Source organism: Demequina flava (assembly GCF_000975035.1).
GTDB lineage: Bacteria > Actinomycetota > Actinomycetes > Actinomycetales > Demequinaceae > Demequina > Demequina flava.
In genome coordinates, this window is sequence record NZ_BBRA01000002.1 from 344,478 (window position 1) to 371,269 (window position 26,792).

Genomic DNA, 26,792 nt, shown 5'->3' on the forward strand with positions numbered 1-26,792 from the left:
GATGCCAGACAGCCGTAACCGCCGGTTCCCCGTCGCGATGCCTCAGCGACATCGTGACGCGCCCGTGCGTAGCCGGCGTGTCTTGGGAATCCTCCTGGCATCGCTACTGCTGCTTCAGTTCGGCTATCCGATCACGCTCGAGGGCCCGTGGTGGACTGTCGCGTACCTCCTGGTCTACACCGGCGTCCTGTTCTTTGGCGTACGCATCGCGAACGATGATCCGGGCCGATATTGGGCCGTGATCATAGCTTCACTGTTTCTCTCCGGTTCCGGCGTGTGGTTCGCAGTTCAGCAGGAAGACTCAACGGCGCAGGCGACCTTCATTGGCGCCATCGGCATTCTTCAGCTCACTCTGCTCATTGCGTTGGGTGCAGTCCTAGTCTCTCCCCCGCCCAAGGCACGATCAATCGATCTCATCCTGGTTGCGGTCAGCGCGTACCTGCTGCTTGGCGGCGTGTTTGGTTCGCTCGCAAGCATGCTCGAGTACCACTCCCCTGGAAGCTATCTCGATCCGCACGCTTCCACGGGCTCGGTGGAATGGCACAGCTTGTTCTATAACAGCTACGTCACGCTCTCGACGCTGGGCTACGGGGATGTCGTGCCCGTTGACCCCTGGGCACGTTCGCTCATGTCGCTCGAGGCCGTCCTGGGCACTTTGTTTGTTGCCGTAGTCATTGCGCGCCTGGTGGGAGTCGCAAAGAGAACCGACCGGGACAGTTAAACGCGGTGCGTCGTCGCGCCCGGAGCCTGCTCAGCCCCACCGCAGGAGCATGGTGTCCGCATCGCCGTTGCGCCCCACCGTAACAAAGCCGCGGCTGGCGTAGAGCGCCCGTGCGCGGTCGTTGCCGTCCTCGACGCTCAGACTGACGCCAGGAGCTCCAGCGGCCCGCAGCTGCTGGAGGTGCGCGTCGATGAGTCGACTTCCCAGTCCCTGGCCCCGCGCGGCGCCTGACACGGCAAGCCCAATCTCTGGCGTATCGCTAGCGACAAACCCATATCCTGGCGTCTCCGCCGGGAACAGGCGTGACCAGCACGCACCGAGAACGAGTCCTTCTTCGTCGCATGCGGCAATGCCGCTGTCGCCGGCCCACTCTCCCCACGCATGCACATACCGCCAGAGGTTCTCATCCGCCTGAGCCTTCTCGAGCGTCCAACCCTCATTGCCTCGCCAATTCATCGTGAGCACCACCATCTGCGCCACAGCGCCGGCATCGGATGGAGTCAACGCACGGAGGCTCGTGGGTGGTGTGGCGTCAGATGGCATACCCACCAGTCTGCCACTGGCTTCAGCGCCCTCTGGCACGACGGAAGCGGGCTATCTCAAAGTTCCGCCCCACACTGCCTAGAACGCACTGAGGCCCGGCCTGCATTGAATGCAGGCCGGGCCTCAGTAGGCGAACTATGTGTCGCTACTAGTGAGCGTGGCGTCCGGTGGAGTACTCCATGACCCAACCGACGAGACCAATGATGCCGATGATCGTTGCCGGAACAAGGATCCACCAGCCCACGGCGAGCGCCACAAAGGCCAGAGCAGCACCAGCGGCGAGGACGATCGGCCACCAGCTCCAGGGCGAGTAGAAACCCTGGTCACCGGAGAGTTCCGAGATCTCGGCGTCCTCGCGGTCCTCGGGACGGCTACCGTGACGCTTCTGCAGCATCTTGAAGTACACGCCGACCATGATGAACATGCCGAACGTGAGCAGGATGCCGGTGAAGCCGACCCACTCGGTCCACTCCGTCAGGAACCCGTAGACCAAGGCCGCGCCCAGGAAGAAGATCGAGGGCAGCGCGAAGATGTTCGCTTCGAGACGCATGGATCAGGCCTCCTTGGTTGCGACGGGGGCGTCGACGGCCTCGTGGTGCGAGCCTGCATGATCCCGGGCGGCTGCCTCGGGGTGGTGCAGGTCGAACGCGGGGCGCTCCGAGCGGATGCGCGGGATCGAGGTGAAGTTGTGACGCGGCGGCGGGCAGCTGGTCGCCCACTCGAGCGAGTTTCCGTAACCCCACGGGTCGTCGACGGTGACCTTGGGCGCGCGCTTGGACGTGATGTACACGTTCCAGAAGAACGGCAGGGTCGACAGCGCGAGAATGACCGATCCCACTGTGGAGACCTGGTTCATCCAAGTGAAACCATCCTCGACGAGGTAGTCGACGTAGCGGCGGGCCATGCCCTCGGCACCCAGCCAGTGCTGGATCAAGAAGGTCATGTGGAAGCCGATGAACAGCAACCAGAAGTGGAGCTTGCCCCACCCCTCGTGCAGCATCTTGCCGGTGAACTTGGGCCACCAGAAGTAGAAGCCCGCGAACATCGCAAACACCACGGTTCCGAAGACCACGTAGTGGAAGTGGGCAACCACGAAGTAGGAGTCAGAGATCGGGAAGTCCAGCGGAGGAGCCGACAGGATCACACCGGTGAGGCCACCGAAGAGGAAGGTGATAAGGAAGCCCACGGACCACAGCATCGGCGTTTCAAACGTAAGTTTGCCTCGCCACATCGTGCCTATCCAGTTGAAGAATTTCACGCCTGTCGGCACGGCAATCAACATTGTCATGAACGCGAAGAACGGCAACAGCACCGCACCAGTGACGTACATGTGGTGTGCCCACACCGTCACGGACAGCGCGGCAATTGCGATGGTCGCGTAGACCAGGCCGTGGTAACCGAACAACGGCTTTCGCGAGAAGACCGGGAAGATCTCCGACACGATGCCGAAGAACGGCAGCGCGATGATGTAGACCTCGGGGTGGCCAAAGAACCAGAACAGGTGCTGCCACAAGATGGCGCCGCCGTAGTCCGGGTTGAAGACCTGCGACCCGAGGACTCGGTCCGAGCCCAGCGCGAACAGTGCGGAAGCCAGCGGCGGGAATGCCACGAGCACCAGCATCGACGTCACCAGGATGTTCCAAGTGAAGATCGGCATGCGGAACATGGTCATACCCGGCGCACGCATCGTCACGATGGTCGTGATGAAGTTGACGGCACCAAGAATGGTTCCGAAACCACCAAGCGCCAGGCCGAAGACCCAGAGGTTTCCACCCACACCAGGTGAGTAGACCGCGTTCGACAGGGGCGCATACGCGAACCAGCCGAAGGAGGCCGCACCCTGAGGCGTAAAGAAACCGGCGACTGCGATCAAACCACCGAACAGGTACAGCCAGTAGGCGAACATGTTCAGACGCGGGAACGCGACGTCGGGAGCACCGATCTGCAGCGGCGTGATGACGTTGGCGAAGCCGGCGAACAGCGGCGTCGCAAACAGCAGCAGCATGATCGTGCCGTGCATGGTGAACAGCTGGTTGTACTGCTCAGCCGACTGCACAATCTGCATGCCAGGAGCGAAGAGCTCGGCACGGATCAGCAGCGCCAGCACTCCGCCGATGATGAAGAAAAAGAACGACGTGATCAGGTACATGTACCCGATCGTCTTGTGGTCGGTTGAGGTGATCCACTTAACCACCATGGAACCCGAGCGGTGCTCAGCGGGTCCCTGGGGAGCGATCTCGCTCGGGGCTGCCTCGTTGATGGTCGCCATCACTCAGTCTCTCCGTGCTCGGTCGTGAACTCGACAACCTGGTCGCGGCTGTACTCCAAACCAAGGGCACCTTCGTAGCCCTTGTCGCGGAGCTCGTCCATGTAAGCGTTGTACTCGTCGCGCTCGACAACCTTCACGTTGAAGAGCATCGATGCGTGGAATTCACCACAAAGCTCGGCGCACTTGCCCTGGTAGGTACCCGTCTCGGTGGGCGTGACCTGCCACTCGTTGGTACGGCCAGGAACCGTGTCCTCCTTGTAGAGGAATGCGGGGATCCAGAACGAGTGGATGACGTCGCGCGAGTCCAGGTAGAAGTGAACCTTTTCGTCAACGGGGAGGTAGAGCGTCGGAAGCGTCTCCTCAACTCCCTCTTCTCCCGTGAGTGCAGCCTGCACGCCCGGATCGAAGACGTCGTCACTCAAGTAGTTGAAGTCCCAGCTCCACTGCTTGCCGACCACCTGGATCTCGATGTCGCGGTCATCGGAGATATCAGTGATCTCTGCGATGTCCTGCGCGGTGTACTTGAACAAGACACCAATCGCCATGATCGGGACCAGCGTGTACATGATCTCCAGAGGGAGGTGCACACGGGTCTGCACGGGTAGCTTGTCATCGCCCTTGCGCTTGCGATAGACGGCAACACACCACAGGATCAGGCCCCAGGTGATGACGCCAACGACGAGCGCGGCGATCCAGGAGCCATTCCACAACGTGATGATGGTGCCGGTCTGATTGGTGATCTCAGGGGTCGACGGAAGAGCGCCGTTTTCAATTCCCTGGGAACAACCTGCCAGGGCGAGCGCTACTGCCGCGGCACCGGCACCAATGGCGGCCTTTCGGGGCATGCGGAAACGTACTTTTGAGGACACGCGGTCAGTCTAGCGCGCGATACCGTGTGACCATGCCAGCGCGCCGCACCTATTTAGACGCCGGCGGGCGTTCTCCCGTCACTTCCCGTACTGCCCAGGCACTTCAGGCTGGGCTGACCGATGGGTGGGCCGATCCCGCGCGCCTGAACGGCGAGTCGCGGCAGGCTCGTGCATTGCTTGATGGCGCTCGCGAGGCGATCGCCGAGGTGTTGCGTGTCCACCATGACAACGTGCACTTCACTCATTCGGTTCCATTTGCTGCCGAACGTGTTCTTCGCTCAATGGTGGCGGCGCGGCGCGGACGATCCCGCATCGTCGTGTCTGCCATTGAACGCGACGCGCTTGTCGACGTGGCCGAGTTTCTCTCCCCTGGGAATGTCGACCGCATTGATGTGGACCGCTTGGGTCACCTTGATCTCGACGCCTTCCGGGCGGCTGTCAGCAGCCCCGATGTCGCAGTTGCTGTCGTGCAGCACGCAAACCACGAGATTGGCACCGTTCAGCGCTTGGACGCGATTCACGCCATTGCGGCCGATGCTGGGGTTCCGTTGGTCGTGGACGCCACGGCGTCTATTGGTCACGTGGAGGCACCCGCGCACTGGGATGCTCTCATTGCCGACCCTGCCGACTGGGGTGCGCCCGCAGGCCTCGGGGTTGTGGCCCTGCGCCCCCAGACACGATGGCTCCAGGCGTGGCCGGATGGTGACGACGACTGGGCTCCGGGCGGAGTGAGTGTCCCGATTGCGCTAGCGGCAGCGGTCGCACTTCAGGAACGTGTGGAGGGCATGGAGCGTGAGGCTCAGCGCCAGCACGACCTCGTGGGTCGGTTACGTTCCGGCATGGAACACCTCGAAGGAGTCACCGTTGTCGGTGACCCGGTAGAGCGTCTCCCCCACCTCATGACCGCCGCGTTCATGTATCTCGACGGCGAGCCGCTTGTGTCCCGGCTGGACCGCGAAGGGTTCTCGGTGGGGTCAGGTTCAGCGTGTGGGAAGGCGGCTTTTCAACCCAGCTCGGTGCTGGCCGCCATGGGTGCTCTTACCCACGGGAACCTGCGCATTGGCCTGCACCCTGGAATCACTGAGCAGGACATCGACCGCTTCCTCGCGACCATGCCCCGCGTCATCGAAGCCGTGCGCATCTCGATGTCCCACTAGCCCATCCCTTGGGTGGGCGCAGACAGCAGAACGGGCGGCGGAGCACATTGCTCACACCGCCCGTTCAAGCGTCGAAGTCCGTGGGGCTTAGGAGAAGGAGTCTCCACAGGCGCACGAGCTCGCAGCGTTGGGGTTGTCGATCGTGAAGCCCTGCTTCTCGATCGTGTCGGCAAAGTCGATGGTCGCACCGTCGAGGTACGGCACCGACATCTTGTCGACAACTACCTGCACGCCGTCGAAGTCACGCGCAGCGTCTCCGTCGAGCGAGCGCTCGTCGAAGTACAACTGGTAGATCAGTCCGGAGCATCCTCCAGGCTGGACTGCCAGGCGAAGACGCAGGTCATCGCGGCCTTCCTGCTCCAACAGGCTCTTGACCTTGCTGGCAGCGGCATCGGTGATGACGACTCCATGGGCCTGGGCCTCGGTCGCGGTATCCGTCATAGGCCGCCTCCTTTTCTCTCGTTCCTAGTTGTCTAATGTACGCGGGCTGTCAAAAAATTCCCACCTTCACGCGGCGCGCGGGGCACACCGGCCCGTTTCTACCGCTGTGGCGACCAGGTTTGGGCTACGCGAGCGATGTGCTGAGCGAGCGCATCGGCTCCCCGGGACCCTTCGTGGACGGCCGCAACCCCTGCAGCCATGACGTCCCGCTTCCCCACCCACGCGTCCACCGTGAGTACAGCGCAGGGCACCCCGTGCGTGCTAGCGATCGCGGCCGCCGCGTGTGACACCCCTTCGTCCAACGTGTGCGGCGTGAGGCTCGCAGTGACGGCGACCACCAGGTCCGGGGTGGTCCCTTCTGGCACAACGAGATCCAGGAGTCGGGCCGATGCTGGAGTCAGTTTCGCGCCTGCCGCGGCAAGGCAGTAGGCAAGCCCGCTGGCGGCACCCGTTCCAGGGACATCGGAAAGCCGCGCAGGGCCTACGAGGGATCGAGGCTGGGAAGCGTCAGTCGACCGCGCGATGTCGCTCCAGCGCTTCTCTTGCTCCTGAGAGGCGACGGCCAACGCCTGGTCGCTCTCGCGCCCGTCGCGCACCGCCGCACTCATGCCCTTGAGACCGAGCAACGGGCGCTGCGACGTGACGAGGACTTCGAGCGGTAGCGCCGACCAGGCCGCGCGGGAGGCCTCGCTTGACTCCTCCCACACCGTCGTCGCATCGCCGGCAAGGTCGGCGTCTCCCACAGGAACCACGACAGTCTTGCCGCGGCGTTCCGGATGCTCGACAGCGTCTGTCAGCGCACGTCCCAGCTCACGTGGATCCCAACGGACGCCGCCACCTGCCGGCCGCAGAAGCCAGCTCTCGCCCGCCACAATCGCTTCGACCATGCCAAGCGAGACAACCTCGCCAACCACAGCATCGGCGCTGCGAGGTCCACCGTCACCGACTGCGATACTCACCACAGCATCGGCCGGATTGCTGTCACCCCAGGCAGAAGCCACAATGCTGGCGGCATCGCCGGGCGGAAGGGTCTTATCCTCAAGTGGCCATGAATCGCTGATCAGGAGCACGCGCATGCCCTCTAGTGTGCCCCCCGCATCGTGCGACAATAGACACATGGAGACGACGTTCACCGAGCCGAACCAGTCCCCGGCACTCCTGCTGCTGGGCAACCGTCGCGACCCCTTGTCGGAACGCGGCGTCGACTGCCCCGGTGGTTTGCCCGACGCATCAGACCCCGACTTGGTCGAGCGTGCCCGTGCGGCGAAGGAAGTTCTCGGCGACCGGGTGTTTGTGCTTGGACACCACTATCAACGCGACGAGGTCATCCAGTTCGCTGACGTCACCGGTGACTCGTTCAAACTCGCACAGAAGGCCGCCGATCGCCCCGAAGCGGAGTTCATCGTGTTCTGCGGTGTCCACTTCATGGCCGAGAGCGCGGACATCCTGACAACCGAGACCCAACAGGTAGTCCTGCCGGACATGGCCGCTGGGTGTTCGATGGCGGACATGGCCAACATCAACCAGGTGGAAGACGCCTGGGAGCAGTTGGCCGAGGCCGGCATTGCCGATCAGACCGTCCCCGTGACGTACATGAACTCCACTGCGGCTATTAAGGCGTTCTGCGGGCGCCACGAAGGCGTGGTGTGCACGTCATCGAATGCCGAGGCGGCACTGCGGTGGGCATACGACCAAGTTGGCGGAGTGGATGGCGACGGCAAGGTGTTGTTCTTCCCCGATCAGCACTTGGGTCGCAACACCGCGGTCCTGAAGCTCGGCTACTCGCTCGATGACTGTGTCGTCTACGACCCCCGCAAGCCCTATGGCGGCAACACCGTCGAGGAGCTCCAGGCAGCCCGCATCATTTTGTGGAAGGGCCACTGCTCCGTGCACGGTCGCTTCCGTAAGGAGAACGTCGAGGCCGCGCGAGACAAGGTCCCCGGTATCAACGTCATCGTGCACCCCGAGTGCACACACGACGTCGTGAACGCGGCGGACTACGTGGGCTCCACCGAGTACATCATCAAGGCCCTCGATGAGGCCGAGCCCGGCTCAGCGTGGGTCATCGGTACCGAATTGAACTTGGTGCGCCGCCTCGCGAATGCACACCCCGACAAGGACATCCACTTCCTTGAAGACACAGTGTGCTTCTGCTCCACGATGAACCGCATCGACCTGCCCCACCTGGTGTGGGCGCTCGAGACACTCGTTGCGGGCGAAGTGCCCAACCAAATCGTCGTCGACCCAAAGACGCAGGCCGAGGCCAAGGTGGCTCTCGACCGCATGCTCGAGCTGCCCGGCATCGGAGCCGCCAGCAAGTGACCACTGCCGCACCCGCGGCGCAGCACAAGGAATCCATGACTGACAAGACCCCCGAGAACGACTCCACCGTCGAGGTCCCCGAGGACGACTCGACCGCCACGCCTGACGACAAGAAGGGCCGTCCGACCCCCAAGCGCAAGGAGCAAGAAGCCGCGCGCCGCAAGGGCATCATGGACGACCCCAAGGCGGACAACAAGGTGCGCAAGGAGAAGCAGCGCGAACAGCGCAGCGCCGAGTATCAGGCGCTCCGCGAGGGCGACGAGCGCAACATGCCGCTCGAGCACCGCGGGCCCGAGCGCCGCTTCCTGCGCGACTGTGTCGACGCACGGTTTGCCATCGGCGAGTTCCTCCTGCCGCTGGCCATCCTCTTCGTGATCGCGTCACTGTTCGTGAACTCGCTGGGCGCGATCGGTGGCCTACTCGTCCTCGTCTTCTACGTCATCGTGCTGATCGCTGGTGTGGAGACCTTCATCACCACGCGCCGCATCAAGAAGCGCTTCATCAAGAAGTTTGGTGCCGAGAAGCTGCCCCGCGGGTGGACGTTCTACGTCATCTCGCGCGCGCTCAACATGCGCCGCTTCCGCCTGCCGCGGCCCAAGGTCAAGCGCGGTGACCACCCGGTCTAAAACTAGCGACCAGAGTCGAGTCCGCGAGGGGCCCCACATCGTTTCGATGTGGGGCCCCTCGCGGTTTAGTCTGAGGGCATGGTCAACTATCGATACCTCGGAAACTCCGGACTCAAAGTCACCGAACTGACGTATGGCAACTGGCTCACTCACGCCTCCCAGGTTGCCAATGAGCAGGCGGCCGCGTGTGTGAAGGCTGCACTCGATGTCGGCATCACGTCGTTCGACACCGCAGATGTGTACGCAAACACTGCTGCAGAAGAGGTGCTCGGCGACATCCTCAAGGGCGAGCGCCGCGAATCACTTGAACTGTTCACCAAGGTCTACTGGCCCACCGGCCCCGGCGGCGCCAACGACGAGGGACTGTCGCGCAAGCACATCATGGAGTCGATCAACGGCTCGCTGCGTCGCCTGCAGACCGATTATGTCGACCTCTACCAGGCGCACCGGTACGACCACGAGACGCCCCTCGAAGAGACCATGCAGGCCTTCGCGGACATCGTCCGCCAGGGCAAGGCTCACTACATCGGCGTCAGCGAGTGGAGCGCGGACCAGATCCGCGCCGGCGCCGCCCTCGCGAAGGACCTTGGCATCCCCTTCGTCTCGAACCAGCCTCAGTACTCCATGCTGTGGCGCGTCATCGAGGACGAGGTCGTGCCCGCATCCGAAGAGTCGGGGATGAGCCAGATTGTCTGGTCCCCGGTCGCCCAGGGTGTGCTGACCGGTAAGTACAAGCCGGGCGCTGCGCTACCTGAGGGATCACGTGCCACGGACGAGAAGGGCGGCGCGAACATGATCAAGCGCTTCCTCAACGACGACGTTCTTGAGCGTGTTCAGAAACTCGAGCCGATCGCGCAGGAACTGGACCTCACCATGGCCCAGTTGGCGCTCGCGTGGGTTCTGCAGAACGACAACGTTGCCGCAGCAATCATTGGCGCATCGCGACCCGAGCAGATCCACGAGAACGTGAAGGCCACGGGCGTCGTGATCCCTGACGCTCTCATGGAACGCATTGACGAGGCCCTCGGCACTGTCGTCGAGCGCGATGCGGCGAAGACGCTTGAGACGAACCCGCAGGGACGTCGACACGGCGCAGCCTGACGCCTGCGTTCAGGTGAACGCAACGAAGCCCCGGAGTCTCGCGACTCCGGGGCTTCGTGCATCAAAGGAGAAAACAATGCAAACTCGCGCGAGGCGAAGGCTTGCATCAGGGGAACGCCTCAAGCGGCGAGCATGTTCCCGCCAGGACAAGAAAAACTCACGACGCGGGCGGATCCGCTGAATCTGGCGGTGTGCCGCCGCCGACGGAACGCGCCACGTCCAGGAAACTCCGTGCCGCGGGCGACAGGTTCCTGCCGCCATCCCACACCGCCGTGAATGGCCGCGTGAAAGCGGGCGCATCGATCGCGACCTTAACGAGCCGTCCTGCGGCTATGTCGTCACGGACGGACAATTCGCTCATGGCGGCTGCCGCACCGCCTGAGATGACCATGGCCCGGATCGCTGCGCTCGTGGAGAGCTCTGCAGCTGGGCGCGCGAGCGTGAGTCCCGCGCGACCCAAGGCGTCTTCGACCGTGGTGCGGGTTCCCGAACCGGACTCGCGCATCACCAACGGCGTTGACGACAGCACGTCGAGGTCAAGACGGCGCCGGCGCGCCCACGGATGGCGTGGCGCGACCACGACGATGACTTCATCCACCGCAATGCGCCGGTGTTCAAGTCGACGCGGCGGCTGAGGGGACTCGATGAACCCCACCTCGGCGTCGCCGTCGCGGACTGCTTCGATGACGGCGGCGGAGTTCACCGCGGTCAGTTCAACGTGCGCGGCATTGGCTCGCGATCCGGAAGCGATGAGCCACAACGGAAAGAGATGCTCGGCAATCGTGATGGAGGCCGCAACACGCAACTGAGCCTGGCTGTCACGGCGCAGCGACTCAGCCGCAACGGTGAAGGCGTCCATGCTGTCGACGAGGTTGCGGGCCCAATCGGCAATCAGCCGGCCGTGTGGTGTGAGGGTTGTGCCGCGGGCGGCGCGCTCGAAAAGAGCCAGCCCGCATCCGCGCTCGAGCGCGCGCATGCGCTGCGACACCGCCTGCTGCGAGACCTGGAGAACCTCAGCAGCGGCGGTCAACGACCCCTCGGCCTGAACAGCCAACAGCATGCGCAATTGTTCGATTGATGGTTCGCTCACGTCACCTCCCACAAGTTTTGCTTGTGGATCCCTGTCATTGTCACCCTACCGCCCGCGTCAACGAGGTCGGAGCATAGAAACCATGAAGCCTCTTGCCACCACCGCCCAATGGTTCACCGCCGTCATGGGAACCGCAATCGTCGCGACCTCGACTGGCGCTTTGCCGTTCAAGTCGACGTTGCTGTGGGTGTTGGGCGACGTGTTCTGGATCGCGTCGGTCCTGCTTCTGATCGCTGCAACCACGCACATGATCTGGCAGTACAGCCATGAGCGCGGGCTCCTGCGTGACGAACTCCACGATCCCGCACGCGCCCCCTTCTTCGGAGCGCTCGCGATGGCACCCCTTGCGGTCGGCGGCGCCACACTCGCTGTGGGCCCGCGTTTCTTGGGGGCCGATGCTGCGGTTGCCTTGGATCAGACCCTGTGGGTGATCGGGACGGCCCTTGCGATCACCGTGGCGATCGGGATTCCAGCGCTTCAGTTCACCTCGCACCGGGTTGATCTCACGTCCGCTAGTCCCGCGTGGATGCTTCCCGTGGTGGCTCCCATGGTGTCCGCGGCCACCGGAGCGATGATGGTTGACCGCCTCGACAACCCGGTCGCAGCGCAGGGCCTGGCGTTCTTCTGCTTGGCGATGTTCGGCGCATCGTTGATCGCCGCTGGCCTTGTGACCGCCACGTTGTGGTGGAAGCTTTCGCACCACCAGCACGCTGACGCCTCGACCGTGCCCGCCCTGTGGATCGTCCTCGGTCCCCTTGGCCAGTCGGTAACGGCCATCACCATGCTCGCCGTGCACGCCCCGGAGGTCCTGGGCGTCGCCGGAGATGCCATCGTTCCCGCCAGCGTGTTGTTCGGTGTTCCCGTGATGGGCTTCGCGTTGCTGTGGCTCGGCATCTCCGCGACCGTCGCGCTCAGGGTTGCGGGACGCCAACTGCCCTACTCCATGACCTGGTGGTCCTTCACGTTCCCCGTCGGCACGTGCGTGACCGGAGCCTCAGGGCTCGCAGCCGTCACCGGAGCCGCAATCTTCGGGTGGCTCGCGCTCGGCCTATTCGCCCTGCTGCTCGCGGGGTGGGCCGCCAGCGCCATCGGCACCGTCAAGGCGATGCGTCAGCGCCGTCGTGCTCGCGCTGCGTACCCGGAGGCACCGCTCCAGGCGGAGGTTGCGACTCCCGTCCTGGCGGGCGTTCCCCGCTAAAGAGAAGTTGGTACGTGCAACCGATCTGGGTCACGCCAGTTGCGAGTTGAGGCGAGCAACCCAGCCCGGGCCGTTGTAGACAAACCCCGTGTAGGTCTGCAGCAAGGTTGCACCAGCATCGATCAGTGCCTGCGCGTCTTCGAGAGTCTCGATGCCGCCTACGCCGACGATCACGAGATCATCGCCAACGCGGCGGCGAAGCCGGGCAACCACCTCGCGGGCTCGATCCCTCACGGGCGGACCGGAGAGCCCGCCTGGGCCACGGTCATGCGCGATCGTGGTGTTCGTGGCCGTAATGCCGTCCAGCCCCAACTCCACCGCGAGATCGGCGACAGCATCGACGTCCTCGTCGGCCAGGTCGGGAGCAATCTTGACGAGGAGGGGGACCGTGCGATCGGGCACCGCGGCATCGGCCGCTGCGCGGACCGCCGTGAGAATAGGTCGCAACGCCTCGGCGGATTGAAGGTCACGTAGCCCGGGAGTATTGGGCGAGGACACGTTGACGACCAAGTAGTCGGCGTATGGCGCCAAACGCGTCGCCGAGTACGCGTAGTCGCTCGCGGCTTCCTCGGGAGGCGTCACCTTGGTCTTGCCGATATTCACGCCGAGTACAACAGCCTGCCCACGCTCAGTGGCACGCAAGTCGCGCAGGCGCTCGGCCACGACATCGGCCCCATCATTGTTGAAGCCCATGCGGTTGCGGATGCCCCGCACGTCCAACTCGCGCCATGACCGCGGCTTTTCGTTGCCAGGCTGCCCCACCGCCGTGACCGTGCCGATCTCGACGAACCCAAACCCAGCATCGGCCAGGCCCACGACGGCCTCAGCGTTCTTGTCCATGCCTGCGGCAAGTCCGAGGCGCCCTGGAAAGTCGATCCCCAGTGCACGCACCGAAGTTTTTGGTGCCTGGGGCTGCAGGCCTACGCGGCGACTAGCGCGAAACGCCCACGCTCCGTAGCGGAATCCCAGCACGCCAAGCCGGTGGGCACGCTCGGATTCGATGTGGGTCAGGACGTGGTCATAGAAGGCCGAGTACACGCGGTACAACCTAGCGCGAGATAGGGTCGTTTCATGACTTCATTGAACGCCACAAGCGACACAGTCTCATCCATCGACGCCGACGCCCTCATCCTCGGGTTTGACGGCGACGTCGTCTCACACGCTCAATTGCCAGACGACGTGCGCGCCTCGATCGCCACCACGGCGCAGGCCCTTGAGCCCAAGGCCAAGGTCGGCGCGACCGTCGTCCTCCCGGGCACCGACATTGCCGCGACCCGCATCGTGCTGGTCGGCATCGGCGACGGCTCGGAAGGTGACCTTCGCGAGGCCGCTGGCGCCGCTGCCCGTGCAGTCGGAACCCGTCCCTCATCGGTTATCGTCGCCCTTCCCGCGACCGACGACGCCAAGGCAGCCGCCGTTGGCGAAGGCGTGATCCTCGGGTCCTACACCTTCAACGAGTACAAGTCCGACGACGCTCTCGCGTCTTACGAAGGCGCCGCCTGGCAGGTTGCAGGCGCATCAGGGGCCGCGATCGAGCGCGCTCGCATCATTGCCGCTGCCGTTGCCGGAACGCGAGACCTGGTCAACACTCCCCCGCTCGACATGTTCCCCGCGGCCGTTGCGGAAATCGCGCAGTCCTACGGCGAGCAGCTCGGCGTGGACGTCGACGTCTACGAGCCGCAGCGCCTGGCAGACGAAGGCTTCGGCGGCATCCTCGCCGTCGGCATGGGTTCTTCGCGCCTGCCCCGTCTGGTCAAGGTCGAGTGGGCGCCCGAGGACGCCAAGTCGCACGTCGCGCTCGTGGGTAAGGGAATCACGTTCGACACCGGCGGCATCTCGCTCAAGCCGCCGAAGGGCATGGAAACCATGAAGTCGGACATGTCCGGCGCATCGGCCGTGCTCCACATCGTGCTCGCCGCCGCCCAGGCGAAGCTTCCCGTCAAGGTCACCGGCTGGCTGTGCATGGCCGAGAACATGCCGTCCGGCACCGCCCAGCGCCCGTCCGACGTCATCCGCATTTACGGCGGACGCACCGTCGAGGTCATGAACACCGACGCCGAGGGCCGCATCGTCATGGCCGACGGCCTTGCCCGCGCGATCGAGGACAACCCCGACGCAGTCCTCGACATCGCGACGCTCACGGGCGCACAGGGCGTTGCGCTCGGTACCCGTACGTCCGCCGTGATGGGCTGCGAGTCCGTCCGTTCCGAGGTCGTCGCGGCCGCGGAAGAGACCAACGAGGCCTTCTGGCCCATGCCGCTTCCCGAGCACCTGAAGGAAGGCATGGAATCCAAGGTTGCCGATATCAAGAACATCGGTGAACCTTCAGGCGGCATGCTCTCCGCTGGCTTGTTCTTGCGCGACTTCGTGGGAGAGACCCCCTGGGCTCACCTCGACATCGCGCGCCCGGCCTTTAACGAGGGCGGCGCGTGGGGCCACAACCCCTCAGGCGCGACCGGCGCTTCGGTGCGGGCAATGTTCCGCTTCCTCGAAAAGCGCGCGGGGCTCTAAGCCACACACCCTCAGCAACACAATGGGCGCCTCGATCACGATGATCGAGGCGCCCATGTGTGTGTCGAGAGTTGTCAGCGCTTCTTGCGCTGATTCCATTCACGCATGCGTGACGGATAACCCGAAAGATTCACATCAAACGCTGGGATGCCAAGCTGCGACGCGACCTTGCGCGCAGCGTCCTGGTCTGGAACGCGACGACGCGTCCACTCCCCAGTTCCCGCAACCACCACCATCGTGGTTTGGGTCACTCGGGTCTGCGGCTCGATGAATGCCTCACACCCCGACCGTGTCGACACGAACTCTTTGAGGTGTGAGACCGTCTCGGCTCGCGCCTGACGCGATCCTGTGCCACTGTCAGGCTCATTCTTCTTTGAGCCGAACTTCCGCGAAAAGAAACTCATGAGCCCAGGGTAGTCACGCGTCGGTGACAACGCCTACGCTCACCAGTGGCAAGATGGATAGTGACCCGCATCCTCACAAGGAGAAACGCATAGTGACCGAGTCCACCCCACGCTCGTTTGACCTCCTCATTCTCGGCGGCGGCTCCGGCGGTTACGCCGCGGCCTTGCGCGCCGCTCAGCTCGGCCTCACCGTCGGACTCGTCGAAGAGTCCAAGGTCGGAGGCACGTGCCTGCACAACGGCTGTATCCCCACCAAAGCCCTGCTTCACGCTGCGGAACTCGCGGACAACGCCCGCGAAGGTTCTAAGTTCGGCGTGAACACCACGCTGGAGAGCATCGACATGTCGGTGGTCAACCAGTACAAGCAAGGTGTCGTCGATCGCCTTTACAAGGGCCTGCAGGGACTCATTAAGTCCCGCAAGGTCACCGTCATCGAGGGCCACGGCACTCTCGCAGGCCCCGATGCCGTCGAAGTTCGCGGAGAGCGATACACCGGTAAGTCGATCATCTTGGGCACCGGCTCTTACGCGCGCTCGCTTCCCGGCCTCGAGATCGGCGGTCGCGTCATGACCTCCGACCAGGCCCTCGAGCTCGACGTGGTGCCTCAGTCCGCGATTGTTCTCGGCGGTGGCGTCATTGGCGTCGAGTTCGCATCCGTGTGGAACTCCTTCGGCTCGGACGTGACCATCGTTGAGGGTCTGCCCCACCTGGTTCCCAATGAGGACGAGGCGCTGTCAAAGGGCCTCGAGCGTGCCTTCCGCAAGCGCAAGATCAACTTCAAGGTTGGCGCGAAGTTCCAGGGCGTCGAGCAGTCTGACGACGGCGTGAAGGTCTCCCTCGAAGACGGCACCGTCCTCGAAGCGGAAATCCTGCTGGTCGCTGTGGGCCGTGGTCCTCGCACCACGGGTCTTGGCTACGAAGAGCAGGGCATCCGCATGGACCGCGGCTTTGTCCTCACGGACGAGCGTCTGCACACCGGCGTGGGCAACATCTACGCCGTCGGCGACATCGTTCCCGGGCTCCAGCTTGCCCACCGCGGATTTGGCCAGGGCATCTTTGTCGCTGAGACCATCGCCGGACTCAACCCGCAGCCAATCGTCGAGGCGAACATCCCTCGCGTCACCTACTGCGAACCCGAGGTGGGTTCCGTGGGACTCACCGAGGCTCAGGCTCGCGAGACGCATGGCGACGACGCTGTCGAGACCGTCGACTACAACCTCGGCGGTAACGGCAAGAGCCAGATCCTCGGCACACAGGGCTTCGTCAAGCTCGTGCGTGTGAAGAACGGCCCGGTTGTCGGAGTCCACATGCTCGGTGCTCGCGTTGGCGAGCAGATCGGTGAAGCACAGCTCATCGTGAGCTGGGACGCTCACCCCGAGGACGTTGCACCGCTGATCCACGCCCACCCCACCCAAAACGAGGCTCTCGGTGAAGCGCATCTCGCGCTCGCTGGCAAGCCACTGCACGCTCACGACTGATTTCGGAGAGAATGCCCATCATGAGCAATGACGTCACACTGCCCGCCCTTGGAGAATCTGTCACTGAGGGCACCGTCACGCGCTGGCTGAAGTCCGTCGGCGACACCGTGGAGGTCGACGAGCCCCTGCTCGAGGTCTCCACCGACAAGGTCGACACCGAAATCCCGTCGCCCGTGGCCGGAACCCTCAACGAGATCCTCGCCGAGGAAGACGACACCGTCGAAGTGGGTGCCGTCCTGGCCCGCATCGGCGACGCAGGCGAAGCGCCCGCTGCAGAATCCGCACCCGCTGAGCAGTCTGCACCCGCACAGGAGTCGGCACCTGCCCAGGAGTCCGCTCCCGCGCCGCAGAGCGCACCGGCAACTCCCGCGCAGGAATCAGCACCGGCCTCCGCGCCCGCTCAGGAGTCCGCTCCTGCAGCAGCCTCGGCCCCGGCTGGTGGCGGTCAAGACGTGACCCTCCCCGCCCTGGGCGAGTCGGTCACTGAGGGCACCGTCACGCGCTGGCTGAAGTCCGTCGGCGACAGCGTGGAGGTCGACGAGCCCCTGCTTGAGGTCTCCACCGACAAGGTCGACACCGAGATCCCGTCGCCGGTGGCCGGAACCCTGAACGAGATCCTCGCCGAGGAAGACGACACAGTCGAAGTTGGCGCTGTCCTGGCCCGCATCGGCGAAGCAGGGGCAGCCCCCGCGGCTGAGTCCGCACCTGCTGAGCAGTCTGCACCGGCACCGGAGTCGGCACCTGCACAGGAGTCCGCTCCCGCGCCACAGTCGACGGCGTCGCAGCCAGCGCAGGCAGAGCCCGCATCGAGCCCGGCTGCTGAAGCAGCGGCTCCAGCGGCGCAGGAATCGGCCGCGGCACCCGCCTCCGCCCCCGCCCAGGAGTCCAGCCCGGCTCCAGCATCGGCCCCCGCTCCTGCTTCGGCACCAGCCGTGGCAGCTGCGTCGACCGACGCTGGCTCAGTCGAGGGCGGTGGCTACGTCACACCTATCGTGCGCAAGCTCGCCAAGGAGCGCGGCGTGGACCTCGAGTCCATTTCCGGCACCGGCGTTGGCGGTCGCATCCGCAAGGAAGACGTCCTCGAGGCTGCTGAAGCCGCCTCCAAGTCGGCTCCCGCGCCGGCGTCTGCTCCGGCATCGGCCCCTGCTGCGTCCGCACCTGCCGCCGAGGCCCCCAAGGTCTCGGAGCTTCGCGGAACCACGGTCAAGATGAGCCGTATCCGCAAGATCACGTCCGACAAGATGATGGAGTCGCTGCACGGCATGGCGCAGCTCACCTCGGTCGTCGAGGTGGACTGCTCGAAGATCTGGGCGTTGCGCAACAAGGCCAAGAACGGCTTCCAGGAGCGCGAGGGCGTCAAGCTCACGTTCCTGCCGTTCTTCACCCGCGCGGTGTCCGAGGCGCTTGCTGAGCACGCCTTCCTGAACGCGTCGGTTGATGGCGACAGCATCGTTTACCACGACTCGGTGAACCTCTCGCTGGCCGTGGACACGCCCAAGGGTCTGATGCTGCCGACGATGTACAACGCCGAGGACAAGACTGTCGGCGACCACGCCAAGGAGATCGCAGATCTCGCCACGCGTGCTCGTGACGGTGGCCTCAAGGCTCAGGACATCTCGAACGGTACGTTCTCCGTCACCAACACCGGTTCCGGCGGAACGCTGCACGACACGCCCATCGTGCCGAGCCCGCAGGTGGGAATCCTCGCGACGTGCGCGATCATCAAGCGTCCCGTCGTGGTCACCGGACCCAACGGCGAAGACGTGATCTCGATCCGTCCCATGGTCTACCTGCCGCTGTCTTACGACCACCGCATCGTGGACGGAGCGGATGCCGCGAAGTTCCTGCAGACGGTCAAGAAGCGCATCGAGGCCGGTGCCTTCGAGTCCGAGGTTGGACTCTAAGCGCATATGCGAGTCGTCATCGCTGGTTCGTCCGGCCTCATCGGCTCTGCTTTGCAGGAGTCGCTGAGGTCGGACGGCCACGAGGCAATCTCTTTGGTCCGTCGCGAGGCGCGCGGTCCAAAGGAATCGGCTTGGGATCCCCAGGCCGGCACGATCGATGTTGACGTCCTGGCGTCAGCCGATGCCGTTGTCAACTTGGCGGGCGCATCGATCGGCGCCAAGCGCCTCACCTCTTCGTACGCGGAGAAGGTGCTGAAGTCCCGGCTCCACTCGACCGGAACGCTGGTGCGTGGACTGCTTGATGCGGACTACTCAGGCGTCCTGATCCAAGGCTCCGCTATGGGGTATTACGGGGCTCGTGGCGAGGAGAAACTCAGCGAGCGTTCCTCCCCCGGATCAACCCTGCTCGCGAGCATCGTGACGCAGTGGGAGGCCGCGGCAGCCCCTGCCGTCGAGGCTGGTATCCGCACCGTATTCAGTCGCACGGGACTCGTGCTCGCCGGACACGGTGGATTCGCTGCGAGGCTCTTGCCTCTAGTGAAGCGTGGACTGCTGTCGCGGTTGGGGAGTGGTAACGCTTGGCACTCGTGGATCACCCTCGAAGACCACGTCAGCGCGACCCGCTTCATGATCGACAGCGATCACTCCGGTCCCGCAAACATGATTGCGCCTATCGCTGTGCGTGATCGCGACTTCATCGCCGCCATGGCGCACGCCGCCGGCCGGCCTACGACGTTCCCTGTTCCAGCATCCATTCTGCGGACTGTGGTTGGGCCTGCTGCCGAAGACTTACTGTCGAGCCAACTCGCGAGCCCCGGTGTGCTGAACCGCCTGGGGTTCACGTGGCAACACCCTGAGATCTCCACGGCTGCAGCCTGGGTCATGGACGAGGCAGGACTCGCACCACAGTCCAGCCCCGAGAGCTAAGTTCCAGGTCCAAGACCACCGTCTCCGCCGTCGCGGCGACGTGTTGCGCTAACTCACCAACCGTGACGCTGTGTGCGGTCGTCTCGTAGCTCACCGCCACCGTGGCGGCTTGAGGTGCGCTCTCAATGACAGTCGCGTTGAGAACCTGTCCCTGAAGCCCTGAGAAGGTCACCTCCCCCGCATCCAGCCGGTCCGCGAGTTCTCTGACCGCCACCGCGGTCTCGTCGTCACCGCTGACCGTTGTACGCAACAGCGGACCATCCCCCGCGTCCAGGGCCTGAAAGCGGGTCTGCGTGAGGACAGTGGCAGCCTGGCGCGCGGTGGCGGCTCCCGCAGAGGTATCGCTCCACGCGGGCTTTCCGGCGAGGACGCGCGGAGCCGCAACAGGCTCGCGAGCGGAGGCGCTCTGAGACGTGTCCGCGCCCCACCACACGGCGACGGCTGCCACCGCGGCGATGGCAGCCGTGACGGACCCTCCGCGGATCGCCCACGCCCGCGCTCGCCACCACCGTCCCGCCGTCGTGCGCTCGGTGCGCAGCCGAGCGGTGGATCGCAGCGCGGTGGCGACGTTGGCGTCGCCCAGCGGCGCAATGGCCGTGCTGGCCCCGAGCTGACCGAGGTGCTCGGGAATTTCCGCAGCCGCAGGTCGGCGCTCAGGGTCTGGGTCCACCATGAGACGGGTCACTTTTCTCACGGCCTCAACATCCGCGTCGCGCGCTGCCCACCGCAAGACGGCACCGATTGAATAGACGTCACTGGCTTCACAGAGGTCTCCGGCCATGCGCTCGGGGGCGCGAAAGCCCGGAGTGCCACGTTCGTCTTCTCGCACGACTGCAAGGCAGTCAAGCAGCACGATGGCGTCCGCCCTGATCAGGATGTTGCCCGGTGCCACGTCGCCGTGAACGAGGCCGCCCTGGTGCATGCCGCCCACGGCCGCGGCGAGCTGACGTCCAAGCCACGCACACTCCCCCGCAGTGAGCGGCGGGCGCTGCATGGATAGTGCGGTCATGTCTGTGCCGGGCACCACGGGAACTGCGGCAACGACGTCCCCGTCTGAGGTGAGCGAGACCTCTGACGGAACCGAAACATCGGCCCTATGCAACGCACGCAGACGGGCCGCCCGCCGCCGGGCTCGCACTGCAACGTCAGACCCGCGTCCAACGACTCGCCGCAGGGTGGAATCAGCTGAGGACGTCATGCCTCCAGCGTGCCCGCGGCTTGAGCGCCGCGGGCGATATCCACAGGGTCAGTTTTCGATGCGCTTGTGCCACGGCCACCATGAGTGGCGACCGATATCGCTGATCACTCCCGGAACCAGAAGCGAGCGGACGACGAAGGTGTCGATCAGGACACCCACACCAACCACCACAGCGATCTGCGCCAGGAAGATCAACGGGATTACTCCCAGGGCCGCAAATGTCGCGGCCAGGACGATTCCCGCCGACGTGATGACGCCACCGGTGACCGCCAACGCACGACGCGTCCCGGCGCGCGTGCCGTGCTCCAGCGACTCCTCCCGGGCGCGGGACATCAGGAAGATCGAATAATCGACTCCCAGCGCGACAAGGAACACGAAGCCCAACAGAGGAACGGACGGGTCGGAGCCGGGGAACCCGAAGACCCAATTGAACAGAATCGCCGACAGTCCGATCGCGGCCCCGTACGACAAAATGTTGGCCAGCACAATGACAACCGGTGCCACGATCGCCCTCAAAAGGGCGATCAGGACCACGAGAATCACGGCCAGAATCGTCGGCAAGATCACGAGCGTGTCGCGTTGCGTGGTCTCGCGGGTATCGAGCTGCTCGGCGGCCGAGCCACCGACCAGGACTTCGTCGCTCAGCGGATGAACCGTGTCACGGACGTCGGCCACGATGTCGGAGGCCTCGTTCGAGCTCGACGACACCTCGGTCACCGCGACGACCTCGACCATGCCGTCAACCACTACGGGCTCTTCGTTGGGAACGACTCCCGGAGGCGCGCCCTCGGCGACAGAGGGCGTTAGCAGGTACGTCTCAGTAATGCCGTCGACCTCCTGCGTTGCCTCCACGGCGGCGTCAGCGTCTTCCTCGGGGACAAAGATGCGGATCGGCGCGCTCGCGCCGGCGTCGAAGTGCGCTTCAAGCACCTCGGTGCCCTTCACCGAGTCAGTTTCAACGGTGAAGACTTCCTGCTGTCCCAGGCCAGAGGCCTTGAATGTCGGCACGAATGCACTCAGCAGCAGCAGGCCACCCGCGGCAATGAGCCAGGTGCGTCGTGGGCGCGCGTCGACAGTGCGCGACAGGCGCGGCCAGAAGCCCTTGCCCTGCGACGGGTCGGCGTCGTCGGCGGCCGCACTGCCTTCGACGTAGCGAGGCATGGCGGGCCAGAACACGCCGCGGGCGTGCTTGCCACCAATGAGCAGGAGGGCAGGAAGCAACGTCAGGGCCGCAATAAAGGCCGCGGCGATTCCTAGGGCACCGGCTGGGCCCAAGGCGGAGTTGGACTTCAGGTCGCTCAGGAGCAGCACCAACAGACCCAAAATCACGGTGACGGCCGATGCTGCGATCGGCTCGAGGGACCGCCTCCAGGCCCGCTTCATGGCGGTATAGGGCGACTTCACTCGCAACAGTTCTTCGCGGTAGCGGGCAACCAACAACAGCGCGTAGTCGGTGGTGGCTCCGACCACAAGAATGAACATGATGCCCTGCGACTGGCCGTTGAGGGTGATCACGTCGGCGTCTGCCATCGCGTAAACCGCGAGGATCGCTCCCGTGAGCGCGATCACCGAGGTCGACAGCACCAGAAATGGGAGGACGGGGCTGCGGTAAACGATCAGCAGGATGATCAGCACGACGACGAGTGCGACCACGAGCAGGATCCCGTCAATACCCGCGAAGGCGGCGGTGAGGTCTGCCGATATACCGAGGCCACCGGTGAGGTGACCTTCGAGGTCGGTGTCCTGCTCGGCCCACACCTCGCGGATTTGTTCCGCGACAACGGTCCCGAGGGTTCCCTCGCCCACGGCTTCCTCTGCCGCCTCAGCATCCACGCTGAACGCGACAAGCGCCGCTTCGCCGTCCTCAGACGGCACAACCTGCGGCATCTGCTCACTTGCCGGGGGCGACAGCACGTCGCCGATGGTCCGACCTTGCTCATCGTCATGGATGGGGGTCGCCACCACGTTCTCGACAAATGTTTGGACGGTGGCGAGGTCCTCTTCGCCAGTCACGCCACCCACGACGAAGATGCCCGGCAGCGACGTCGCTGGCGAGAACTCGCTTTGGAGCTCAGCGGCCTTGGTCGACTCCGCGGAGGACGGCAAGAAGGCCGAGGCCTCGTTCTCTTGGACGTCAGAGAGCTTGCCGAAAGTCTGGCCACCCGCGGCGCCAACGGCAAGCCAAGCAGCGATAACGACGATGAGTGCGACCGGCCGCAGCCAGTTCAAACGTGGGGACATGTTCATATCATTCACCAACATTGAAACGCTCTTGGTATTCCCGCTGGTGTCAGCGAATTGACGAGGGCCGATGCGCGACTAGCCTGGGTCGCTATGGAGATCCTCCCGCTCGCCTTGGGTGAGCGCCTTGTTCCGTACGACGAGGCGTGGCAATTGCAGCGCCAGTTCCACAGTGACCGCGTTGCGGACGAACGCGCCGACTCTGTCGTCTACGTCGAACACGAGTCTGTGTACACCGCGGGCCGCCGAACCGCGACGTGGGACCGGCCCACCGATGGGACTCCCGTGGTCGATGTCGACCGAGGCGGGCGCATTACCTGGCACGGACCGGGTCAACTCGTCGGCTACCCGATCATCAAGCTCTCTGAGCCGATCGACGTGGTGCGCTACGTGCGAGCTCTCGAAGAAGCCGTGATGAACGTGTGTGGCTCCTACGGACTCGACACTATTCGCGTAGAGGGCCGCTCCGGCGTCTGGCTTCCCGCGTCCGAGCGCGCTCCCGAACGCAAGATCTGCGCCATCGGAGTGCGCGTCGCCAAGGGCGTCACGATGCATGGCTTCGCACTGAACTGCAATCCCGACCTCGCGGCGTTCTCGCGCATCGTCCCTTGTGGGATCTCGGATGCCGATGTGACGTCACTGAGCCGTGAACTCGATCGCGACGTCACCATCGCCGAAGTAGCACCACGCATGACCCAATCCCTGACCACCGCACTGACCCACGTACGCTGGGAACATCAGGCGTCTACCGGCGCCGCCGTCACCGAACCGCACAAGGAGACCGCGTGACCCTCGCACCCGAAGGCCGCCGCATGCTGCGCATCGAGGCCCGCAACGCAGAGACCCCGATCGAGCGCAAGCCCGAGTGGATCCGCACCAAAGCCACGATGGGCCCCGAGTACTCGGAGCTGAAGTCGCTGGTCAAAGGCGGCGGACTGCACACTGTGTGTGAAGAGGCCGGATGTCCCAACATCTTTGAGTGCTGGGAAGACCGCGAAGCCACGTTCCTTATCGGTGGCGCACAGTGCACCAGACGTTGCGACTTCTGCCAGATCGACACCGGCAAGCCTTCTCCCCTGGACCGCACGGAGCCCGTCAAGGTCGCCAAGTCCGTGCAGCAAATGGGCCTGAAGTACTCCACCGTCACCGGCGTTGCCCGCGACGACCTCGAGGACGGCGGCGCATGGCTGTACGCCGAGACGGTCCGCCAGATCCACGAGCTCAACCCTGGTACCGGCGTCGAGCTACTGATCCCTGACTTCAATGCCGACCCCGACCAGCTTGCCGAGGTCTTCTCCTCGCGCCCCGAGGTCCTTGCGCACAACGTCGAGACGGTGCCTCGCATCTTCAAGCGCATCCGCCCTGCATTCCGCTACGAGCGGTCACTTCAGGTGATCACCGAGGCGCAGAAGGATGGGTTCGTCACCAAGTCCAACCTGATCCTGGGCATGGGCGAGACCATGGACGAGGTGTTGCAGGCCCTCCAGGACCTTCACGACGCAGGATGTGACCTCATCACGATCACGCAGTACCTGCGCCCAAGCCCGCGCCATCACCCCGTCGAGCGTTGGGTCAAGCCCGAAGAATTCGTCGACTTGTCTGACGCAGCCGAGGAGATCGGCTTCTTGGGTGTCATGTCCGGACCGCTCGTGCGCTCGTCGTACCGTGCAGGCCGCCTGTGGGGACAAGCGATGACGAGTAAGGGCCGCGCCATTCCAGATACCCTCGCGCACTTGGGAGAGCCCATGGAGGCCCGTCAAGAGGCATCGGCATTGATCGGCCGCCCGATGCGCCCTTCCTGCTAGGAGCGAAAGGTCACCGCCCGTGATCCCATTGGGTCCGCAGGGCGACTAGACTGACGCCCATTATGGCGAAGGAACCTGAGAAGAAGCCGAAGATGCGTCAGCTGATCAAGCAGGCGTATACCTCCACAGCACCCCACGACAAGTGGCTACTGCCGCTGTTGATCATCATTCCCGTGGCGATCATCGCTGTCGCAGTGGTGATTGGTCTGGTGTCGAACTCGACCTGGGTTCTGATCTACTCGATCGTTTTCGCCATCCCCATGTCGCTCTTGGCGGCGATGTACACGCTGACGCGTCGCTTTGAGCGCAACGCGTTCATCCGCATGGAGGGCCAGCCCGGCTCCTCCGTCGCGATTGCACAGTCGATCCGCCGCGGATGGCAGTTCGAGGAGCAGCCCACGTCGGTTGACCCTCGCGGCCGTGGCGTCGTCTTCTACGGTGTCGGCAAGGGTGGAGTGGTCCTTCTGGCTGAGGGTGGCAATGGCGCCCGCAAGCAGGTTGACGCGGCCACTCGCCGCATCAGCAAGCTCGTTCCCGGCGTCCCCGTCCACACCATTTACGTGGGAACTGGCGAGGGCCAGGTGCCGCTGAAGAAGCTGACCAAGTCCATCAAGAGCCACAAGAAGGCGCTGAACAAGCACCAGCGTGCCCAGGTATTCTCGCGCTTGCGCGCCATCGGTGGACAGAAGCTTCCCGTGCCCAAGGGCGTGGACCCCATGAACGCTCGCCCCGACCGCAAGGCGATGCGCGGACGCTAAGTCCTGATTTAGGCGATTTCGAGTTCAAGCGTGTCGCCGAGGTTCCTCACCGACACGTGAGTCATATCGTCGACTCGGATCTGAGCGTCAAGCACCTCGCTACGGCCCTGGCCTACGACGACCACCTGACACCCTGCTGCCAGCCCCGCACGGACTCCCGCGTCGGTGTCTTCGAACACGACGCATCGGCCCGGATCCATACCAAGCCGCCGTGCGGCGCCCGCAAATCCCTCCGGATTGGGCTTGCCGTGCTGCACGTCATCCGCACCAATGAGGATCTTAGGCGGAGTGATCCCGACAGCCGCGATGCGCGCACGCGCCGGTTCACGCAATGCAGATGTCACCACGGCCCACCGGTCGCGGGGTATCTGTGAGACCAGGGACGCCGCGCCAGGAATCTCCCGTACTGCGTCAAACATCGACCCCTCGAGGTGGTGAATGTGCGCCATCCAGCGAGTGATGTCTCCCTCATCATCGAGATAGCTCGCGACCGTTGCCCGTGAGGGGCGTCCGTGGGCAAACGCCAGAACCTCGGTGGGGTCCAGACCGTGGGCGGCAGAGAACTCGTTCCAGATGACGTCGACCAAGGCGTTGGAGTCCACCAACGTGCCGTCCATGTCGAACAGCACCGCATCAACGGCGAGGATCGTCATGCGACGCTCCCCCGACGAGTGGACACTATCCGCGTGCCCACCGCACGGTCGTGGAGTCCTCGTCCTTCGGGGTCCCACACAACTGCCGGAATCACGAGAGCGAGCAAAACGGTGCGGCCCAGCGCCTTCACAAGGCCGACCATGGGAGCTCCGTCGTCACGCACCACCCTGACACCGACGATGCGGTGACCGATCGTCGTACCCAACGACGCGACCAAGATGAGGTGCTGCACGGCCCAGATCGCCAATGTCGCCATCGGTTCGCCTGCAAGAAGGACCCTCTCAACGCCCGAGGCATCGGCGAAACCTGCTTGGGGAAAGAACGCGGAGGAGATGAGCAGGCACAGCATCCAGTCGGTGCCGATGCCAAGCAGGCGGCGCCCTACTAGGCCGGATTGCGCCTCCACAGACGGGTTATTCGATGTTTCACTCACCGGCCAATCCTAACGGCGCGGGGTGTAGGGTCGAAGAGACAGCGGCGTCGGCGCCAGGTTCTGGCGCGCCACGCGGGGTACGCGAAACACTCTCGTAACATTCGGCGAATGTGGGTGAAACCACGTCGCTCTAGAGTGATGC

The 26,792-nt window shown here is 64.5% G+C and carries 26 protein-coding genes; 13 read left to right on the forward strand and 13 right to left on the reverse strand.

From position 1 onward, the window contains the following. Position 1: 1 nt before the first annotated feature. Positions 2-721, forward strand: coding sequence for a potassium channel family protein (locus tag AOP74_RS10115; protein ID WP_061962253.1), 720 nt, complete (start codon positions 2-4; stop codon positions 719-721). 30 nt (positions 722-751) lie between these two features. Here AOP74_RS10115 and AOP74_RS10120 read toward each other — a convergent pair whose 3' ends face one another. The 4 genes from AOP74_RS10120 to ctaC all read right to left on the reverse strand — a co-directional run bounded on the left by AOP74_RS10120 (position 752) and on the right by ctaC (position 4,402). Beyond that, entirely contained in the window at positions 752-1,264 is a 513-nt protein-coding gene (locus AOP74_RS10120; protein ID WP_152649270.1) for a GNAT family N-acetyltransferase, read from the reverse strand. 148 nt (positions 1,265-1,412) lie between these two features. Continuing rightward, positions 1,413-1,814 carry a cytochrome c oxidase subunit 4 gene (locus tag AOP74_RS10125; RefSeq protein ID WP_061962254.1) on the reverse strand — a complete coding sequence of 134 codons (402 nt, stop codon included), beginning with the start codon at positions 1,812-1,814 and terminating at the stop codon, positions 1,413-1,415. A 3-nt stretch (positions 1,815-1,817) separates the two neighbouring features. After that, a complete protein-coding gene (gene ctaD, locus AOP74_RS10130; RefSeq protein WP_439645071.1) occupies positions 1,818-3,461 on the reverse strand; it encodes an aa3-type cytochrome oxidase subunit I in 1,644 nt (547 codons plus the stop codon). Positions 3,462-3,532: 71 nt separating this feature from the next. After that, entirely contained in the window at positions 3,533-4,402 is an 870-nt protein-coding gene (gene ctaC, locus AOP74_RS10135) for an aa3-type cytochrome oxidase subunit II (RefSeq protein WP_439645065.1), read from the reverse strand. A 32-nt stretch (positions 4,403-4,434) separates the two neighbouring features. Here ctaC and AOP74_RS10140 point away from each other — a divergent pair, with 32 nt between their 5' ends. Further along, a complete protein-coding gene (locus AOP74_RS10140; protein WP_061962599.1) occupies positions 4,435-5,559 on the forward strand; it encodes a cysteine desulfurase family protein in 1,125 nt (374 codons plus the stop codon). A gap of 87 nt (positions 5,560-5,646) precedes the next feature. Here AOP74_RS10140 and erpA read toward each other — a convergent pair whose 3' ends face one another. Together erpA and AOP74_RS10150 are read right to left on the reverse strand one after the other, a co-directional pair. Next, positions 5,647-6,000, reverse strand: coding sequence for an iron-sulfur cluster insertion protein ErpA (gene erpA / locus AOP74_RS10145; protein WP_061962257.1), 354 nt, complete (start codon positions 5,998-6,000; stop codon positions 5,647-5,649). A gap of 98 nt (positions 6,001-6,098) precedes the next feature. Further along, positions 6,099-7,076 carry a glycerate kinase gene (locus AOP74_RS10150; protein ID WP_160297482.1) on the reverse strand — a complete coding sequence of 326 codons (978 nt, stop codon included), beginning with the start codon at positions 7,074-7,076 and terminating at the stop codon, positions 6,099-6,101. Positions 7,077-7,116: 40 nt separating this feature from the next. On the opposite strand from AOP74_RS10150, the gene nadA reads away from it, so the two are divergent. From nadA to AOP74_RS10165, 3 genes are all read left to right on the forward strand, one after another. Next, on the forward strand, positions 7,117-8,322 hold the full coding sequence (gene nadA, locus AOP74_RS10155; RefSeq protein ID WP_061962259.1) for a quinolinate synthase NadA: 1,206 nt from the start codon (positions 7,117-7,119) through the stop codon (positions 8,320-8,322). Positions 8,323-8,357: 35 nt separating this feature from the next. Continuing rightward, complete coding sequence (locus AOP74_RS10160) at positions 8,358-8,948, forward strand: DUF3043 domain-containing protein (protein ID WP_061962260.1); 591 nt, start codon at positions 8,358-8,360, stop codon at positions 8,946-8,948. A gap of 78 nt (positions 8,949-9,026) precedes the next feature. Beyond that, positions 9,027-10,049, forward strand: coding sequence for an aldo/keto reductase family protein (locus AOP74_RS10165; RefSeq protein ID WP_061962261.1), 1,023 nt, complete (start codon positions 9,027-9,029; stop codon positions 10,047-10,049). 157 nt (positions 10,050-10,206) lie between these two features. On the opposite strand, the gene AOP74_RS10170 is transcribed toward AOP74_RS10165, so the two are convergent. Further along, the gene (locus tag AOP74_RS10170; protein ID WP_236683805.1) at positions 10,207-11,139 is read right to left on the reverse strand and encodes a LysR family transcriptional regulator; all 933 of its coding nucleotides are present in this window, start codon (positions 11,137-11,139) and stop codon (positions 10,207-10,209) included. An 82-nt stretch (positions 11,140-11,221) separates the two neighbouring features. On the opposite strand from AOP74_RS10170, the gene AOP74_RS10175 reads away from it, so the two are divergent. Continuing rightward, on the forward strand, positions 11,222-12,337 hold the full coding sequence (locus tag AOP74_RS10175) for an SLAC1 family transporter (RefSeq protein ID WP_061962262.1): 1,116 nt from the start codon (positions 11,222-11,224) through the stop codon (positions 12,335-12,337). Between the two features lie 30 nt (positions 12,338-12,367). On the opposite strand, the gene AOP74_RS10180 is transcribed toward AOP74_RS10175, so the two are convergent. Beyond that, complete coding sequence (locus AOP74_RS10180; protein ID WP_061962601.1) at positions 12,368-13,375, reverse strand: quinone-dependent dihydroorotate dehydrogenase; 1,008 nt, start codon at positions 13,373-13,375, stop codon at positions 12,368-12,370. Positions 13,376-13,408: 33 nt separating this feature from the next. On the opposite strand from AOP74_RS10180, the gene AOP74_RS10185 reads away from it, so the two are divergent. Next, positions 13,409-14,848 carry a leucyl aminopeptidase gene (locus tag AOP74_RS10185; protein ID WP_061962263.1) on the forward strand — a complete coding sequence of 480 codons (1,440 nt, stop codon included), beginning with the start codon at positions 13,409-13,411 and terminating at the stop codon, positions 14,846-14,848. Between the two features lie 74 nt (positions 14,849-14,922). On the opposite strand, the gene AOP74_RS10190 is transcribed toward AOP74_RS10185, so the two are convergent. Continuing rightward, entirely contained in the window at positions 14,923-15,252 is a 330-nt protein-coding gene (locus AOP74_RS10190) for a hypothetical protein (protein WP_061962264.1), read from the reverse strand. Positions 15,253-15,305: 53 nt separating this feature from the next. Between AOP74_RS10190 and lpdA the strand changes: the two genes are divergently transcribed. The 3 genes from lpdA to AOP74_RS10205 are packed head-to-tail and all read left to right on the forward strand — an operon-like array spanning position 15,306 to position 19,561. Beyond that, complete coding sequence (lpdA, locus tag AOP74_RS10195) at positions 15,306-16,730, forward strand: dihydrolipoyl dehydrogenase (RefSeq protein ID WP_061962602.1); 1,425 nt, start codon at positions 15,306-15,308, stop codon at positions 16,728-16,730. 20 nt (positions 16,731-16,750) lie between these two features. Then, positions 16,751-18,634 (forward strand): 2-oxoglutarate dehydrogenase, E2 component, dihydrolipoamide succinyltransferase, encoded by a 1,884-nt coding sequence (sucB, locus tag AOP74_RS10200; RefSeq protein WP_061962603.1) that lies wholly within the window; start codon positions 16,751-16,753, stop codon positions 18,632-18,634. Positions 18,635-18,640: 6 nt separating this feature from the next. Beyond that, complete coding sequence (locus AOP74_RS10205) at positions 18,641-19,561, forward strand: TIGR01777 family oxidoreductase (protein ID WP_061962265.1); 921 nt, start codon at positions 18,641-18,643, stop codon at positions 19,559-19,561. Here AOP74_RS10205 and AOP74_RS10210 read toward each other — a convergent pair. Together AOP74_RS10210 and AOP74_RS10215 are read right to left on the reverse strand one after the other, a co-directional pair. Then, positions 19,515-20,759: a protein kinase family protein gene (locus tag AOP74_RS10210; protein WP_061962266.1), complete on the reverse strand. Its 1,245-nt coding sequence runs from the start codon at positions 20,757-20,759 to the stop codon at positions 19,515-19,517. The two genes, AOP74_RS10205 and AOP74_RS10210, sit on opposite strands and share 47 nt — an antisense overlap. A gap of 48 nt (positions 20,760-20,807) precedes the next feature. Further along, a complete protein-coding gene (locus AOP74_RS10215) occupies positions 20,808-23,000 on the reverse strand; it encodes an MMPL family transporter (RefSeq protein WP_061962267.1) in 2,193 nt (730 codons plus the stop codon). 93 nt (positions 23,001-23,093) lie between these two features. Between AOP74_RS10215 and lipB the strand changes: the two genes are divergently transcribed. The 3 genes from lipB to AOP74_RS10230 all read left to right on the forward strand — a co-directional run bounded on the left by lipB (position 23,094) and on the right by AOP74_RS10230 (position 25,563). After that, positions 23,094-23,789 (forward strand): lipoyl(octanoyl) transferase LipB, encoded by a 696-nt coding sequence (gene lipB, locus AOP74_RS10220; protein WP_082096254.1) that lies wholly within the window; start codon positions 23,094-23,096, stop codon positions 23,787-23,789. Further along, the gene (gene lipA, locus AOP74_RS10225; protein ID WP_061962268.1) at positions 23,786-24,805 is read left to right on the forward strand and encodes a lipoyl synthase; all 1,020 of its coding nucleotides are present in this window, start codon (positions 23,786-23,788) and stop codon (positions 24,803-24,805) included. The genes lipB and lipA overlap by 4 nt, the downstream gene beginning before the upstream one ends. 62 nt (positions 24,806-24,867) lie before the next feature. Beyond that, positions 24,868-25,563 carry a DUF4191 domain-containing protein gene (locus AOP74_RS10230; protein ID WP_061962269.1) on the forward strand — a complete coding sequence of 232 codons (696 nt, stop codon included), beginning with the start codon at positions 24,868-24,870 and terminating at the stop codon, positions 25,561-25,563. Between the two features lie 8 nt (positions 25,564-25,571). On the opposite strand, the gene AOP74_RS10235 is transcribed toward AOP74_RS10230, so the two are convergent. Together AOP74_RS10235 and AOP74_RS10240 are read right to left on the reverse strand one after the other, a co-directional pair. Next, a complete protein-coding gene (locus AOP74_RS10235; RefSeq protein ID WP_061962270.1) occupies positions 25,572-26,216 on the reverse strand; it encodes an HAD-IA family hydrolase in 645 nt (214 codons plus the stop codon). Further along, entirely contained in the window at positions 26,213-26,650 is a 438-nt protein-coding gene (locus AOP74_RS10240) for an RDD family protein (protein WP_236683806.1), read from the reverse strand. The genes AOP74_RS10235 and AOP74_RS10240 overlap by 4 nt, the downstream gene beginning before the upstream one ends. Between the last annotated feature and the right edge of the window lie 142 nt (positions 26,651-26,792).